Source organism: Photobacterium angustum (genome assembly GCF_003026365.1).
Classification (GTDB): domain Bacteria; phylum Pseudomonadota; class Gammaproteobacteria; order Enterobacterales; family Vibrionaceae; genus Photobacterium; species Photobacterium angustum.
In genome coordinates, this window is sequence record NZ_PYOM01000025.1 from 45,724 (window position 1) to 60,740 (window position 15,017).

Consider the following 15,017-nt stretch of genomic DNA (forward strand, 5'->3'; position numbering starts at 1 on the left):
TAGAAAAAGCTAGAGCCTTTGAATTAGCAAAGATCTAGCTCGTGTTGATCGTTAGTTTCGATGATTTTTATCATCAATTAGACACTCTTTGCTGTAGGTTATCGCCATTTTATTCACTTATCTATGGCTAACTGATATCCACCAGCAAATTAACTCTTAATTAAGAGGAAAAAATGTGGGTATTTTATAAGAAAAAGTCGAGTTATAAAGTAGATAGAAGATCTTAGGCTAGGGATCATATTGCTGTGGGTAACATAACGCTGATGATCTTACCCACATGATCTTGATATTTTAATCACAGGCTTATGATCGAAATAAAAAGGCCGATCCTGTCGTTTTATTATAAAAAGGAAGGATCTATTTTCTTCGTGGCGTTAGATAAAGTTTATTTGATTCCGGATGGCGGCAAATAGTGATGTTATTTTGGTATAGCTGATGTAATCGAGAAGGGGTCAATACGTTATCTGGGGTATCAAAGGCAATTAATTCACCTTGCTGCAAAAGTAATAACTGATCGCAGAACTCAAGTGCAGTATTGAGGTTGTGAATTGCCACCAGCGCCGTTTTTCCTTGTTGGCATTGCGCTGCGAGGATATTCATTAGCTCAGATTCATGGCCGATATCTAGGCTGGCTGTGGGTTCGTCCAGTAACATACAATCAGCGTTTTGAAGTAATAAACGAGCAAAGTGTACTCGTTGTTGTTCTCCTCCTGATAGCTGGTTAAGTGGTTGATTTAATAGCTTTTCAATATTTAATTGATGGATGATTCTATTAAATTCTTTGTCGCTTATTGGGTTGCTGTGGCTATAGCGGCCGTAACCAATTACATCTTTGACTAAAAAAGCGAACGCTGGCTCTGTATGTTGGGGGAGATAACTCATGTGCTGTGCACGTTGTTGGTGACGATAACAGGAAAGTCGTTCTTCTTTGAGAAATATCTCGCCAGATGACGGCGTCAAATATCCTGCTAAACACTTTAATAATGTACTTTTTCCTGCACCATTTGGACCAATAATCCCAACCAGTTCACCTGCGCCAATTGTGAAATTGATATCCGTTAATAACGGCTTGTTTCCTTGCTTAAAAGAAAGGTGTTTGGCTTGAATGATCGTACTCATTGAGCTATCCCTTTGTACTGACTACGGATCAATAGGGCAATAAAATAAATGCCACCAATAACGGCGGTAATGATCCCTGTTTTTAATTCATTGGGAGCGATCACGGTCCGTGCAAGAAGATCGCACAGTAATAAAAATAAGGCGCCGAAAATAGCTGAAAATGGCAATAAACGTCGATTATCTGGCCCTAAAATAAGGCGAACCAAATGCGGTACGATTAAACCGATAAAGCCAATTGGGCCTGCTACCGCAATTGCCATTGCGGTGAGTACGGTGGTTAATACAAGTAATGTGAATCGGCTGCGCCTGACATTAACGCCCATACCATGGGCATTTTGTTCACCTAAAGCCAGCAAGTTTAAAACTTGGCCATGCCGTAACAGCACGATTGCTGCAATAACAATGATTGGCGTGGGCCATAGCAACTGTTGCCAGATGCGAGAGTCTAATCCTCCCATTGTCCAGAAGACAAACTCGCTGATCTCATATTGCTGCGCAGTCAACAATACGCCCATGGTTAAGCCTCCTAGCAAGCTTGATACTGCGAGACCTGCCAAGATAATAAATAGCCCTTGTTGGTGAGATTTAACCGCGAGCATATACACCAATAAAGCGCTAGTAAGTGCGCCAATGGTAGTGAAAAGAGGTAGCCAACCTATAGCTGTGGCACTGATCCCAGTGACGATGGCGATAACAGCAGCAAAACTGCTACCTGCACTGATCCCTAAAATATCAGGACTAGCTAAAGGGTTTTTAAATAGTCCTTGGCTACAAGCACCAGCAAGGGCTAATGCACCACCAGCTAATATGGCGGCACAAGCTCGAGGGAGGCGAATATGAAGCACGATAGCATTGGCGAGTGGATATTGCTCCGCAGCAGCGTGGCTACCTTGGACGAGATAAGTATACAGCAGACCTGTGATATCTGTTATTGGGATAGAGACAGAGCCTAAGCTGAGATAGGCTATAACGGTAACAATAAAGATAACGCTCGTCAGTAACCATTGATAGGAGGTTGCTAATTTATGCATGAGGTTTGCCATAAACGTGATGGTTTAAATAGATAATGGCATCAACAATATACTGGCTATCTGTTGAACGTAGTGCTTGAGGCAAACAGATCACTTTATGGTGTTTAATGGCGTTTAATTGTTGCAGTGAAGGATCGTTTAATAACTCCTGACGAAAGGTGTTACTGCTATCATTGGTATCTCTACCACAGGTTCCAGGAACAATAATGACATCAGGATTGATAAGTAATAACTGCTCTTTTGCCAGTGGTACTTGACCGTATTTATCCCCTTGGGTTGCAGCAATGGCATTGATTAAGCCAGCCTGCTCAAAAATGGTATTAATGGTTGATTGGCGGTTGCTTGATGCGCCCCATGGGGTGTATTCAACGGCGGTAAGTCGATGTTTGGGAATGATGACGTGTTGTTTTAATTTACGATCCATTGTCTCGACTAACTGCTGAGCGCGTTGGTTTTGATTAACTAATTTACCTAACATGAGAATATTTTTTTCAATATCAGCTAATGTATACACGGTATTAAACACATAAACATTGATACCTGCTTGACGCAGGATATTCACTTTTTGTGGGTCGCTCCAATTGGCTGCAATCAGTAAATCTGGTTGGTTGGCAATAGTACGTTCAACATTGAGATCGAGCAGTGGGATCGTTGTCGGTAATTTATTGGCGATCAAAGAGTAAGTCGGATCGTTACTTAATCGACTTAAGCTGCTGATATGATCTGGTGGCAGTAATTCAATTAATACCTGATCACTGAACATACTTTTTGATGATACGCGCAATGGTGGATGGTCTAGAGAGACCATTTTTTGGCTCGCATCCATTACTGTAAGCGGGTAGGTTGTTGCTTGTTCAGCATAACTTAGGCTGCTGAATAGTAAAGCGGTGCACAGTGAAAAAGCATGAAAAAATTGGCGCATAATAGTCATCGAAAAGCATGATAAAGGCTGCTTGTCGCTCTTCCTTGGGCGAACAAAAGATGGCGCTCATAGTTAGCGATTTTGATTATGCTGTCAATTACAGTCGTGTATCACTCTGTTAATATCGCCGTATTCGTTATCTTTAGGTGGTACCAATGACATTAAAGTTCTCAGGTGATATTGATGAGCTGGCTTATCCCTTTATCTTTGAAGACTCCCCCCTGTGTGATTTTGAAATTCTAACCGATGAGTTATGCACTTATACAGGGCTGGCATTATCTCAACTTGAAGAGGGGGAGATCCGCCAATCATTAGCATGGCTACAGCCATATATCTTCCATCTTAATGGCTCTATTCGGGGTAAATGCGGGATTTTTGAAGCTGATATCGAGAAACTAAAATCTGATTACCATCATTTCCGAGATCAGGTAACAGATAACAATAAACGCTTTGTTTTGCCTCGTGGAGTAGGTTCGGTTGTGCTGTTACATCAGTGTCGAAGCTTAGCAAAGAAAGTGGTACGCCAATTAGTGTTAGTGGATGCTTCGGGAAAAAAGGTACCTGAAGCCTTACCACGCTTTGCTAATTTGTTAGTGAACTACTACTTTGCGTTAACGCGGGTATTGAACCAGCAAGCGGGAATAGAAGAGCCGGAATACATCAGTATTAATTATCCGAAAGCGCCGAAAAGCTAAGATAAAAAACAATAAAAAGCCTCATATATCAAAGTAATATGAGGCTTTTTTGTTTCTGTTATTAATGGTTAGTATTTACTTACCAATACAGAACGAGGTAAAGATACGACCGAGTAAATCATCCGATGTAAATTCGCCGGTGATCTCACTTAAGTGTTGTTGAGCAAGACGTAACTCTTCGGCAAGGATTTCACCTGCCATAAAGCCTTCAAGTTGCTCTTTACCTATAGCAAGGTGCTCAGCGGCACGCTCTAGAGCATCTAAGTGACGACGGCGTGCCATAAAGCCGCCTTCAGTGGTACCAGAGAACCCCATACATTGTTTTAGGTGTTCACGCAGTGCATCTACACCATCCCCCGTACGTGCTGATAATCGAATTAAAGTTGGATTATTGGCATGACAGATACCCGCTTGTTCACCGGTAAGTTCTGCTTTGTTACGAATGACAGTTAAGCCCATATCAGCCGGCAGACGCTCAATGAAGTCAGGCCAGATCTCTTTGGGATCAGTCGCATCTGTCGTGGTGCTATCAACCATAAACAGAACGCGATCAGCATGTGCAATTTCATCCCACGCACGCTCAATACCAATGCGCTCTACTTCATCAGAGGCTTCACGTAAACCTGCGGTATCAATAATGTGCAGTGGCATACCATCAATGTGGATATGCTCACGCAATACGTCACGAGTCGTACCCGCGATATCTGTCACAATCGCGCTGTCTTTACCCGATAGGGCATTTAACAGGCTAGATTTACCTGCATTAGGGCGGCCAGCAATGACGACTTTCATGCCTTCACGCATAATCGCGCCTTGGTTGGCTTCTTTACGTACTGCATTTAAGCGATCGATAATGCCATTTAAATCACCACCGACTTTACCGTCAGAAAGAAAATCAATTTCTTCTTCTGGGAAATCAATTGCTGCTTCTACAAAGATACGTAAATGGATCAAGGCTTCAACCAGTTCATTGACTTTGGTTGAGAATGCACCTTGCAGTGATTTAAACGCACTCTTTGCCGCTTCTTCAGAGCTTGCATCAATTAAGTCGGCAATGGCTTCTGCTTGCGCTAAATCGAGCTTATCGTTCATAAAGGCGCGCTCTGAGAACTCACCTGGGCGTGCTGCACGGATCCCGTCAATTTTTAAGATACGACGGATCATCATATCCATCAGTACAGGGCCACCATGACCTTGGAGTTCCAACACATCTTCGCCAGTAAATGAGTTAGGGCCTTTAAAAAAGAGGGCGATGCCTTGATCCAGTGCGGTGCCATCTTCATTTTTAAAAGGAAGGTATTCAGCGTAACGCGTCTTCAGCTCGCGACCTGCAACAGCAAGCGCAACCTCTTTGGCTTTAGGGCCTGAAACGCGGATGATGCCGACGCCACCACGACCCGGCGGTGTCGCTTGAGCGACAATAGTATCGATGTGTTGATTCATAACCTTGGCTTTGCTTGATAAAAACAGGGGAATTGTAAACTAGTGTTGCGTGTAACACCTAATTAGGCAAATAAAAAAGGTGACTAAAAAGCCACCTCAGTGCAAATATTCTCTTACTTCGTCTTTTTTCTACTGTGTAAGCCTTGTTGTTCTAATTTACGGAAAATAATGGTTTGCTGGATCAAGGTGACAATATTGGAGGTTAACCAATACAACACAAGTCCGGCTGGGAAGTACAAGAAGAAAACCGTGAATATTACCGGCATGAACGTCATTATTTTCTGTTGCATGGGATCGGTGACAGTAGAGGGACTATTCTTTTGGATAAAGAACATTGAGATCCCCATTAAAATCGGTAGCACGTAGTACGGGTCTTGCGCTGATAAGTTTTGGATCCAACCAAAAAAGGGCGCGTTACGCAGCTCTGTAGATAGATTCAATACGGTATAAAGCGCAATAAAAATGGGCATTTGTATTAGCAAAGGCAAGCAACCACCCAATGGGTTAACTTTCTCTTTCTTGTACAACTCCATCATCTCTTGGCTTTGACGTTGACGGTCGTCGCCACAACGCTCACGCATCGCTTGGATTTTCGGTTGTAGCATACGCATCTTAGCCATTGATGTGTATTGCGCTTTAGTTAGCGGATACATTAAGCCACGGACGATCAGCGTTAGAATAATGATGGCGACGCCCCAGTTACCCACGATGCCATGAATGAAGGCAAGAAGTTCATGTAAAGGACTGGCGATAAAGGATGACCAACCGTAATCAGGGAGTGCTGCTGTATTTAAATCTGGATTCATAATGTTGTGCTGAGCTCTACCATATAAAGATTAAATTTTAACCAACAATAATCGTATTAAAGTCCGAGTAATGCAAATAAAAAAGGCGACCCGAGGGTCGCCTTTTAGTGCTAGAGAAGATTACTTCGCTTTTTTACTGCTGTGTAAGCCTTTTTTCTCAAGGGCACGGAAAATAATAGTTTGCTGGATTAACGTCACGATGTTTGACACTAACCAGTAAAGTACTAGACCTGAAGGGAAGAACAGGAAGAAGAAAGTAAACATAACCGGCATAAAGGTCATGATCTTCTGCTGCATAGGGTCTGTCACTGTTGACGGACTCATCTTCTGGATAAAGAACATAGTGATACCCATTAAGATAGGTAGCACGTAGTACGGGTCTTGTGCTGACAAGTCATGGATCCAACCGAAGAATGGCGCGTGACGCAATTCAACTGATTCCATTAATGCCCAGTACAGTGCAATGAAGATTGGCATCTGTAGCAAGATAGGAAGACAGCCACCCAGTGGGTTAACTTTCTCTTTCTTGTAAAGTTCCATCATCTCTTGGCTTTGACGTTGACGGTCGTCGCCTAAACGCTCACGCATTGCTTGGATCTTTGGCTGTAGCATACGCATTTTAGCCATAGACGTGTATTGCGCTTTTGTTAGTGGGTACATTGCACCACGAACAATGAACGTTAGGATGATGATTGCAATACCCCAGTTACCCACAAGGCCATGGATAAATGACAAAAGCTTGTGTAGTGGGTTTGCGATAAACCATAGCCAACCGTAATCAACTGTTAGGTTAAGGTTCTTCGCCGTTGCAGCCATTTCGTTCTGAAGTTTAGGACCAACCCAAAGCGTTGCTTTGATTTCTTTACTTTGACCCGGTGCTACCGTTTCGATTGGCATACGAACACCAATGTAGCCGTTACCATTACTTGTGGTCGAGTAAACTTGAGACGTTTGATCTGCGCCATCGCGTGGGATCCAAGCAGAAACAAAGTAGTGTTGCATGATAGCAACCCAACCTTCGTTCGCAGCAACATCAAGGTTCTTATCCTTCATGTCGTCGAAACTGTATTTCTTGTACTTAGTATCGTTCGCTGAGTATGCGCCACCTAGGTAAGTAGGCATAGTTAGGCTACCGCCTGAATCACTTAGCTTATGGCGAAGCTGAGCATACATTTGCACGCTTGCTGCTTTATCAGTGTTGTTCGCAACAGTGTAATCAACGTTAACAGCGTAATCATTACGCTTAAGAACAAATGTTTTGGTGTAATTGATGCCATCTTTAGTGAATGTCATCGGTACACGTAATTCATTTTGCTCAGGACCCATTACAAAGTCTTTTGCTGTTACGCTGTATTGCGCACGGCCACCTTGTTGAGAATCAGCACCATTCGGGCCGATTAAACCTGATTGTGCAATATAGTCATGACCATCTGTATCGTTAAGCAGTACAAACGGGTCTTTTGAATCTAGTGTGTTGTTGTATTTTAGAAGTTTAGCATCAACTACATCACCACCAAGCGTATCGACTGTTAATTCCAGTACATCCGTTTTAATGGTAATTAAGTTTTGTGAGCTAGTTTGATCAGTTAGTGGCTGACCTTCAGCAGAATGTGACGGGATATCACTGCTTTGTGTCGATTGTTGCGCTACACCTTGGCTTTGAGGCTTAGGAGTTTTGTCAGCATTCCATTGTTGAAATAATAAGAATGAGACAAAAAGTAGGGCAATTAACAGAATATTACGTTGGGAACCCATAGTTAATGTTCTCTGTCGTTATGCTTAGTTGGCGGAACGGGGTCGTAACCACCGTCATTTAAAGGGTGACATTTTAATAGACGTTTCGCCGCTAACCAACAACCTTTTAACGCTCCATGCGTTTTTACAGCTTCGATCGCATATTGGGAGCAGGTCGGAGTGAAACGACAGCGTGGCCCAAGGAGAGGACTGATTGCCAGTTGGTAAAAGCGGACTAGTCCTACGACTAGCCACGCGAAGGGCGAGACAGGCGATGCCATAACTTATCTAACAACTTGAAGAGTTCTTCGTTACTCAACTCGTTAGCTGATTTCTTTGCAATCACTACGAAGTCTTTTGCTGGAAGCTGATGTTGTTTCAGACGAAAACTTTCACGCACAATACGTTTAAAGCGATTTCTATCTACAGCAGTTTTAATCTGTTTTTTTGGAACAGCCAGACCAAGACGGGGGCAGTTTAGTTCGTTAGAACGGGCAAGAATAGTTAAGTGAGGAGAGCCAGCACGATGAGCTTGCTGGAAGACAGTTTTATAATGTTCGGGAGTTAACAAGCGTAACTCCCGAGAAAAAGCGTAGTTCTTCAAAATAATCGTCGATGATTACTTAGAAAGACGCTTACGGCCTTTAGCGCGACGTGCATTGATTGTTGCACGACCGTTCTTAGTAGCCATGCGAGCACGGAAACCGTGAGTACGCTTACGCTTAAGAACAGTTGGTTGGAAAGTACGTTTAGACATTTTGTTACCTTAAATTAACTGATCAGTTTTTAAGTTCGTTACCAGTCTTCGACTTAAATTAGTCAAACACCTCTAACAAAGAGGCGGAATTGTAATCACTGACTAACAAAGAGTCAATAAATATACGTGTAACTGGCAACGGGCGCTGCATTATACTTTTTATTAGGCGAACTTCAAGGATCCTTATTGGATCTCAATTTGTGTTAAGAACGCTTGTAGCCGTGGATCCTTAGGTTGAGTGAAGATCTGTTGTGGTGGCCCTTGCTCGACAAACTCGCCGTCAGCCATGAAGATCACTCTATCGGCGACTTCTCGGGCAAACTGTAATTCGTGGGTGACGATCAACATGGTTTGCTGTTGTTGCGCTAATTGTTTGATCAAGCTTAATACCTCATTGACCCATAGGGGATCCAGGGCTGATGTTGGCTCATCAAGTAACAATAATTCAGCATCTAATGCCATTGCTCGACCAATACCAATACGTTGTTGTTGACCGCCTGAGAGTGCTGCTGGATAAGCGTTGGCTTTATCGGATAAACCAATATCGCTCAAAATTTCTAAAGCACGTGCTTTAGCTTGTTGTTTACTCTGGCCTTTAACGACTTCTAATCCTTCACTGATATTTTGTTGCGCTGTGAGATGATTAAACAAGGCGTAATTTTGAAACACAAACCCGGTTTGGCGGCGAAGAGCTAAAATCTCATTTTTTTTCGGCTGTGTGCAGTCAATCGTGGTGGTATTGATAGTGATCGAACCGCTATTAGCACTATCAAGATAATTAAGGCAGCGTAAAAAAGTCGATTTCCCAGTACCTGATGGGCCAATAATTGCTACGATTTCGCCTTTTTTTATCTCTAAATCAAGGTTACTAAAGACAGTATGTTCACCAAACTGTTTGGTAAGTTGTTTGATCTTTATCATCGTACATATGCCCTGTCTAAACGGGTTTCAGCCAGTTGTTGTAAGCGAGTAAGCACTACCACAACAGCCCAATAAATCATTGCAACAGCCAAGAATGCTTCAAAAAATTTAAAGCTTGATGAGGCTTCCATTTGTGCTTTGGCCATAATCTCTGGTACGCCAAGCGTAAACGCGAGTGATGTGGATTTGATCATATCGATAAAGTAATTCATCAACGACGGTAAGGCGATACGGGTGGCTTGCGGTAAAATAATACGCCGCATTGTTTGCCACTCTGTCATACCAATCGCCAAACTCGCTTCACGTTGGCTTCGATCAACCCCTGTAATTGCAGCACGAATACTTTCAGCCATGTACGCGGCAAAATGCAGACTAAGACCAATCACGGCTGCGCTAAATGCATCTAGCCCGACTAAGCTTGGTATGATCTGTGGTAAGCCGTAATAAAGTAAAAAGAGCTGTACCAGTAATGGGGTAGCGCGAAAGAAACTTATATAAAGCTGAGTCAGTGTATTGAGTAGTGGTAATTGGTAAATCCGTATTAACGCGAGAATAAGGCCGACTACGAGGGCGAATATTGCGCCAATGGTTGCCATTAATAATGTTGTTGGTAGGTATTTCAACAATATAGGCATCAACGACAGCATGTAATTAAAATCAAAACCCATAATGATGATCCGTTGTACTGAAGGTATGGAAGCTAGAAATAGCCACCATTGGGCTAAAATGCCAATGGTGGGAGCGTGATTTTTATTGGGTAATATCGTTATCGAACCATTTGGTTGAAATAGCCGTTAGAGTGCCGTCTTTGCGCATTGCTGCTAATGCCGTATTCACTTGCTGTTGAAGCAATTTACCGTGGGAGGTATTTAAAAACGGCCACGCATTTTCAATGGTTGCAAACGGTTGACCAGCTAACTGAAGCGGTAAGGGTTTATCTTTGATAATTGCAACGGAAGATAAACGATCCATAACAAAGGCATCTGTTCGTCCTAATGCGACATCTTGTTCAATACCACTGTCATACGTCTTGATGTTGATTTGTTTAGCGTTAGGTAGATCTCGTAATAATTGCTCGTAGTTTGAACCGAGATTAACACCAACGGTTTTGCTATCTAAATCGGCTGTCGAGTGGATTGTATTATTGCCTTTTCTTACCACTAATTGCGCACCATCAATGACATAAGGTTGGCTAAATAAGAATTTGGCTTGGCGTTCTGGTGTAATGGTAATTTGGTTTGAAATGGTATCAATACGTCCAGTCTCTAATTGTCCAAACAACCCTGAGAAACTTGCGGTGACAAATTCAACCTTATAGTCATTACGTTTACCAATCTCATGCCAAAGGTCGACTTCAAATCCCTGTAATTTGTCGTTACTAACAAATGTAAAAGGGAAATAACGTCCAGACATACCGACTTTTACCGTAGTTGCTGCCATAACGCTGGTGGTAGAACATGCAAGCAGTGTTGTGGCAACAACTGCGGGTTTAATCCAGTTTTTCATTCGGTATTTACCTTTTATTCGTAGTGTTTTATGTGTGTAATAAATCCTACCTTGGCATTAAATGATAAAGATAATAATTTACAGTTATTTGAAATAACTATTTGTTTAATTGCTAGCATATTACCGTGTGTCATCATGTCTTTTCTGCATGGTATGAGCGAGGAAATTGATAGAAAAGGTTACCCACAATGAAAACTTTTCCCTGTGGATGATAATTGACGATGATAAAATGGTCATTCTTAAGTAAAAATACCATTTAACGGGGAATGAAAGACTTATCTTTGTGCTAGCTGTGTTAATATAGCTGTGGGTAATGGTGGGTTAATTTGTGCTGATCTTACATCTTGTAGTGCGATCTATGTGCATAAGTTCGATCTTATTCACTGGATCTGCGATCTCTTTACTGGTGATCCTTGTTCAGCGAGTATAAAATTATCTTCCTTTTATGTTTTGTTTATTCAGTGTGGAGTCTACCTTGTCATCTTCGCTATGGTTGCAGTGCCTTCAACGCCTTCAAGAAGAACTCCCTGCGACAGAATTCAGTATGTGGCTACGTCCGCTTCAGGCTGAATTAAATGATCATACTTTGACATTATTTGCTCCTAATCGATTTGTATTAGATTGGGTTCGCGATAAATATCTTAATAGCATCAATCGTCTACTTAATGAGTTTTGTGGTGCAGATGCACCGAGCCTGCATTTTGAAGTGGGGAGCAAACCCGTTGCAGCACCGCCGCAGCCTGTTGCGCCACCTGTTTTTACTTTGCCAAAGTCAAAACCTGCAGTAGAACCTCAACCAGCAGTCCACTCTGAGCCTGCACCTTCTTCTCCGGTGCAGAATGAATCGCCAGGTGGTTACCGTTCTAACGTCAACCCAAAACATAATTTCAATAATTTTGTTGAAGGTAAATCTAACCAGTTAGGTTTAGCGGCGTGTCGTCAGGTATCTGATAATCCGGGAGCGGCGTATAATCCATTGTTTTTATATGGCGGTACCGGGTTAGGTAAAACGCACCTATTGCATGCGGTCGGTAATGCGATTGCTAACCGTAAACCGAATGCCAAAGTGGTTTACATGCATTCAGAACGTTTTGTACAGGATATGGTCAAAGCCTTACAAAATAATGCGATTGAAGAGTTTAAACGTTATTACCGTAGCGTTGATGCATTATTGATTGATGATATTCAATTCTTTGCTAATAAAGAGCGTTCTCAAGAAGAGTTCTTCCATACCTTTAATGCGTTATTAGAAGGTAATCAGCAAATCATTCTGACTTCAGATCGTTACCCGCGTGAAATTAACGGGGTTGAGGATCGATTAAAATCTCGTTTTGGTTGGGGCTTAACGGTAGCAATTGAGCCGCCAGAGCTTGAAACACGCGTTGCTATTTTAATGAAGAAGGCGGAAGATCATAATATTCGTCTGGCTGATGAAGTGGCGTTCTTTATTGCCAAGCGTCTTCGTTCAAATGTCCGTGAGTTAGAAGGGGCATTGAACCGTGTTATTGCCAATGCAAACTTCACTGGTCGTGCGATCACGATTGATTTTGTTCGTGAAGCATTGCGTGATCTATTAGCACTGCAAGAAAAGCTGGTCACGATAGATAATATTCAGAAGACTGTTGCTGAATACTATAAAATAAAGATGGCTGATATGTTGTCTAAGCGTCGTTCTCGCAGTGTTGCACGTCCTCGTCAGATGGCAATGGCACTGGCAAAAGAATTGACCAACCACAGTCTTCCTGAGATCGGTGATGCTTTTGGTGGTCGCGATCATACTACCGTGCTTCATGCTTGCCGTAAGATCGAGCAACTGCGTGAAGAGAGCCACGATATTAAAGAAGATTATTCAAACCTAATTAGAACATTGTCGTCTTGATATGAAATTTACCGTCGAACGCGAATATTTATTAAAGCCTTTACAACAAGTTGCTGCAGCACTTGGTGGTCGTCCATCATTACCGATTTTAGGTAATATCTTGTTGAAAGTAGAAGATGGTTGCTTGTCGATGACGGGTACCGATCTTGAAGTTGAACTTATCGCCAAGGTTGCCCTTGAAGGGGATTATGAATCCGGTACGGTTACTGTACCTTCTCGTAAGTTCCTCGATATTTGTCGTGGTTTACCAAGTAATGCCACTATTTCGGTGAGTTACGAAGGTGATCGCGTACTTATTCGTTCAAGCCGTAGCCGTTATACATTAACCACACTGCCTGCTGCTGATTTCCCAAATATTGAAGATTGGCAAAGCGAAGTTGAATTTACGCTTGAACAAGGCCGTATGCGTCAGTTGATTGATAGCACGCAGTTTTCAATGGCTAATCAAGATGTTCGTTACTACTTAAATGGTATGTTGTTTGAAACTGATGGTCAGCATTTACGATCAGTAGCAACTGATGGCCACCGTATGGCGGTATGTGCGATTGATACGGGTCATGAATTACCAACGAAGCAAATTATCGTACCGCGTAAAGGGGTATTAGAGTTGGTTCGTCTATTTGATAACCCTGAATCGTTAGTTAACATTCAAATTGGTAATTCAAATATTCGCGCGACAGTGAACAATTTTGTCTTCACATCTAAATTAGTTGATGGACGTTTCCCTGATTATCGTCGCGTTATGCCACAAAACAGCACTAAGTTTGTAGAAGCTGGCTGTGAAGAGATGCGTAATGCATTTGCTCGTGCGGCGATTTTATCAAACGAAAAATTCCGTGGTGTGCGTGTTAACTTGTCTAATGGTGAGATGCGTATTACGGCAAACAACCCAGAGCAAGAAGAAGCAGAAGAGTTTCTTGATGTTGATTACCAAGGCGATAGCTTAGAAATTGGTTTTAACGTGAGCTATGTGTTGGATGTATTAAACACCCTTAAATGCGATCAAGTCCGTTTGTCATTATCTGATGCTAATGCGCCGTCGTTAATTGAAGATGCCACTAACGATGAAGCCATGTATGTGGTGATGCCTATCAGACTATAGGTATGGCACTTACTCGTTTGATGGTGCATGACTTTCGTAATATTGCATCGTGTGATTTAGCATTAGCTGCTGGCTTTAACTTTTTAGTGGGTGCTAACGGTAGTGGCAAAACCAGTGTATTGGAAGCTATCCATTACTTAGGTCATGGTCGTTCGTTCCGTAGCCACTTAACGAGCAGAGTGATCCGCCATGAACAGGCTGAGCTGTTTATTCATGGTCGAGTAGTTGATAACCAAACTCAGTTAATGCTGCCGATAGGGATCAACAAAAAACGTGATGGGACAACTGACGTTAAAATAGCAGGGGAGTCCAATCAAAAATTGGCACAACTTGCTCAGATTTTGCCATTACAGTTGATAACCCCTGAAGGATTTGATTTATTAATCGGCGGTCCTAAATACCGCCGAGCGTTTATCGATTGGGGCGTGTTTCATGTTGAACCTAAGTTCTACCATGCATGGGCGCGCTTAAAGCGATTAACCAAACAACGTAATGCCTTATTAAAAACTGCCCGCAGTTATCGAGAGCTCAGTTACTGGGATCAAGAGCTTGCCTTATTGGCAGAAGAAATAAGCGTATGGCGTAAAGATTACATTTCTGCGGTAAAAGAAAAAGCCGCAGAGATATTTCAGGTTTTTCTCCCTGAATTTGATATTCAACTCGGCTTTTACCGAGGCTGGGAAAAAGAAACACCTTATGCTGAGTTGTTGCAGCGCAATTTTGAACGTGATTGCCAACTTGGCTATACCGTAAGTGGGCCACATAAAGCTGATTTACGAATAAAGGTTGCCGGTACGCCTGTTGAGGACGTGTTGTCTCGTGGACAACTGAAATTGATGGTGTGTGCTTTGCGCTTAGCGCAAGGTTTACACCTTACAGAAGCGACTGGCAAACAATGTATTTACCTTATTGATGATTTTGCTTCCGAATTGGATAGCCACAGGCGAGCGTTGCTAGCGCAACGATTAAAGGAAACGAACGCCCAAGTCTTTATCAGTGCTATTAGTGACGATCAAGTTGCCGATATGCTTGATGAGAATGGCAAGTTGTTCCATGTGGAACACGGTAAAATAACCGCAGGATAATTAAAGCGAGAGTAACT

The 15,017-nt window shown here is 42.4% G+C and carries 15 protein-coding genes and 1 pseudogene; 4 read left to right on the forward strand and 12 right to left on the reverse strand.

The genetic code is table 11. The features are described from left to right. Positions 1–357 precede the first annotated feature (357 nt). The 3 genes from CTN01_RS20365 to CTN01_RS20375 are packed head-to-tail and all read right to left on the reverse strand — an operon-like array spanning position 358 to position 3,072. Positions 358–1,119, reverse strand: coding sequence for an ABC transporter ATP-binding protein (locus CTN01_RS20365; protein WP_045150123.1), 762 nt, complete (start codon positions 1,117–1,119; stop codon positions 358–360). Then, positions 1,116–2,150 (reverse strand): FecCD family ABC transporter permease, encoded by a 1,035-nt coding sequence (locus CTN01_RS20370; protein WP_045150124.1) that lies wholly within the window; start codon positions 2,148–2,150, stop codon positions 1,116–1,118. The genes CTN01_RS20365 and CTN01_RS20370 overlap by 4 nt, the downstream gene beginning before the upstream one ends. Then, positions 2,143–3,072 carry an ABC transporter substrate-binding protein gene (locus CTN01_RS20375; protein ID WP_244156102.1) on the reverse strand — a complete coding sequence of 310 codons (930 nt, stop codon included), beginning with the start codon at positions 3,070–3,072 and terminating at the stop codon, positions 2,143–2,145. The genes CTN01_RS20370 and CTN01_RS20375 overlap by 8 nt, the downstream gene beginning before the upstream one ends. Before the next feature lie 155 nt (positions 3,073–3,227). Here CTN01_RS20375 and CTN01_RS20380 point away from each other — a divergent pair, with 155 nt between their 5' ends. Continuing rightward, entirely contained in the window at positions 3,228–3,767 is a 540-nt protein-coding gene (locus CTN01_RS20380; RefSeq protein ID WP_045150126.1) for an adenosyltransferase, read from the forward strand. A 75-nt stretch (positions 3,768–3,842) separates the two neighbouring features. Here CTN01_RS20380 and mnmE read toward each other — a convergent pair whose 3' ends face one another. From mnmE to CTN01_RS20425, 9 genes and pseudogenes are all read right to left on the reverse strand, one after another. Beyond that, positions 3,843–5,210: a tRNA uridine-5-carboxymethylaminomethyl(34) synthesis GTPase MnmE gene (gene mnmE, locus CTN01_RS20385; protein WP_005372275.1), complete on the reverse strand. Its 1,368-nt coding sequence runs from the start codon at positions 5,208–5,210 to the stop codon at positions 3,843–3,845. Positions 5,211–5,323: 113 nt separating this feature from the next. After that, positions 5,324–5,983: pseudogene (gene yidC / locus CTN01_RS20390) on the reverse strand (membrane protein insertase YidC); the annotation flags it as partial. Positions 5,984–6,136: 153 nt separating this feature from the next. Then, complete coding sequence (gene yidC, locus CTN01_RS20395) at positions 6,137–7,771, reverse strand: membrane protein insertase YidC (protein ID WP_045150127.1); 1,635 nt, start codon at positions 7,769–7,771, stop codon at positions 6,137–6,139. Positions 7,772–7,773: 2 nt separating this feature from the next. Then, entirely contained in the window at positions 7,774–8,031 is a 258-nt protein-coding gene (yidD, locus tag CTN01_RS20400; protein ID WP_005372265.1) for a membrane protein insertion efficiency factor YidD, read from the reverse strand. Beyond that, positions 7,998–8,354: a ribonuclease P protein component gene (gene rnpA, locus CTN01_RS20405; RefSeq protein ID WP_005372259.1), complete on the reverse strand. Its 357-nt coding sequence runs from the start codon at positions 8,352–8,354 to the stop codon at positions 7,998–8,000. The genes yidD and rnpA overlap by 34 nt, the downstream gene beginning before the upstream one ends. A 15-nt stretch (positions 8,355–8,369) precedes the next feature. Then, on the reverse strand, positions 8,370–8,507 hold the full coding sequence (rpmH, locus tag CTN01_RS20410; protein ID WP_005372258.1) for a 50S ribosomal protein L34: 138 nt from the start codon (positions 8,505–8,507) through the stop codon (positions 8,370–8,372). Positions 8,508–8,690: 183 nt separating this feature from the next. After that, positions 8,691–9,428, reverse strand: coding sequence for an amino acid ABC transporter ATP-binding protein (locus tag CTN01_RS20415; protein ID WP_045150128.1), 738 nt, complete (start codon positions 9,426–9,428; stop codon positions 8,691–8,693). Next, positions 9,425–10,096, reverse strand: coding sequence for an amino acid ABC transporter permease (locus CTN01_RS20420; protein ID WP_045150129.1), 672 nt, complete (start codon positions 10,094–10,096; stop codon positions 9,425–9,427). Before CTN01_RS20420 ends, CTN01_RS20415 begins: the two co-directional genes overlap by 4 nt. Before the next feature lie 82 nt (positions 10,097–10,178). Next, positions 10,179–10,934, reverse strand: a complete 756-nt coding sequence (locus CTN01_RS20425) for an amino acid ABC transporter substrate-binding protein (protein WP_045128912.1) — start codon at positions 10,932–10,934, stop codon at positions 10,179–10,181. Between the two features lie 475 nt (positions 10,935–11,409). On the opposite strand from CTN01_RS20425, the gene dnaA reads away from it, so the two are divergent. The 3 genes from dnaA to recF are packed head-to-tail and all read left to right on the forward strand — an operon-like array spanning position 11,410 to position 15,000. Then, positions 11,410–12,813 (forward strand): chromosomal replication initiator protein DnaA, encoded by a 1,404-nt coding sequence (gene dnaA / locus CTN01_RS20430; protein ID WP_045084637.1) that lies wholly within the window; start codon positions 11,410–11,412, stop codon positions 12,811–12,813. 1 nt (position 12,814) lies between these two features. After that, positions 12,815–13,915 carry a DNA polymerase III subunit beta gene (dnaN, locus tag CTN01_RS20435; RefSeq protein WP_005372253.1) on the forward strand — a complete coding sequence of 367 codons (1,101 nt, stop codon included), beginning with the start codon at positions 12,815–12,817 and terminating at the stop codon, positions 13,913–13,915. Between the two features lie 2 nt (positions 13,916–13,917). Further along, the gene (recF, locus tag CTN01_RS20440) at positions 13,918–15,000 is read left to right on the forward strand and encodes a DNA replication/repair protein RecF (RefSeq protein ID WP_005372252.1); all 1,083 of its coding nucleotides are present in this window, start codon (positions 13,918–13,920) and stop codon (positions 14,998–15,000) included. Positions 15,001–15,017 lie beyond the last annotated feature (17 nt).

Coding starts and splice junctions, on each gene's coding strand:
- CTN01_RS20365 (WP_045150123.1), bottom strand. CDS start 1,119: ATGAGTACGATCATTCAAGCCAAACACCTTTCTTTTAAGCAAGGAAAC.
- CTN01_RS20370 (WP_045150124.1), bottom strand. CDS start 2,150: ATGCATAAATTAGCAACCTCCTATCAATGGTTACTGACGAGCGTTATC.
- CTN01_RS20375 (WP_244156102.1), bottom strand. CDS start 3,072: ATGCGCCAATTTTTTCATGCTTTTTCACTGTGCACCGCTTTACTATTC.
- CTN01_RS20380 (WP_045150126.1), top strand. CDS start 3,228: ATGACATTAAAGTTCTCAGGTGATATTGATGAGCTGGCTTATCCCTTT.
- mnmE (WP_005372275.1), bottom strand. CDS start 5,210: ATGAATCAACACATCGATACTATTGTCGCTCAAGCGACACCGCCGGGT.
- yidC (WP_045150127.1), bottom strand. CDS start 7,771: ATGGGTTCCCAACGTAATATTCTGTTAATTGCCCTACTTTTTGTCTCA.
- yidD (WP_005372265.1), bottom strand. CDS start 8,031: ATGGCATCGCCTGTCTCGCCCTTCGCGTGGCTAGTCGTAGGACTAGTC.
- rpmH (WP_005372258.1), bottom strand. CDS start 8,507: ATGTCTAAACGTACTTTCCAACCAACTGTTCTTAAGCGTAAGCGTACT.
- CTN01_RS20415 (WP_045150128.1), bottom strand. CDS start 9,428: ATGATAAAGATCAAACAACTTACCAAACAGTTTGGTGAACATACTGTC.
- CTN01_RS20420 (WP_045150129.1), bottom strand. CDS start 10,096: ATGGGTTTTGATTTTAATTACATGCTGTCGTTGATGCCTATATTGTTG.
- CTN01_RS20425 (WP_045128912.1), bottom strand. CDS start 10,934: ATGAAAAACTGGATTAAACCCGCAGTTGTTGCCACAACACTGCTTGCA.
- dnaN (WP_005372253.1), top strand. CDS start 12,815: ATGAAATTTACCGTCGAACGCGAATATTTATTAAAGCCTTTACAACAA.
- recF (WP_005372252.1), top strand. CDS start 13,918: ATGGCACTTACTCGTTTGATGGTGCATGACTTTCGTAATATTGCATCG.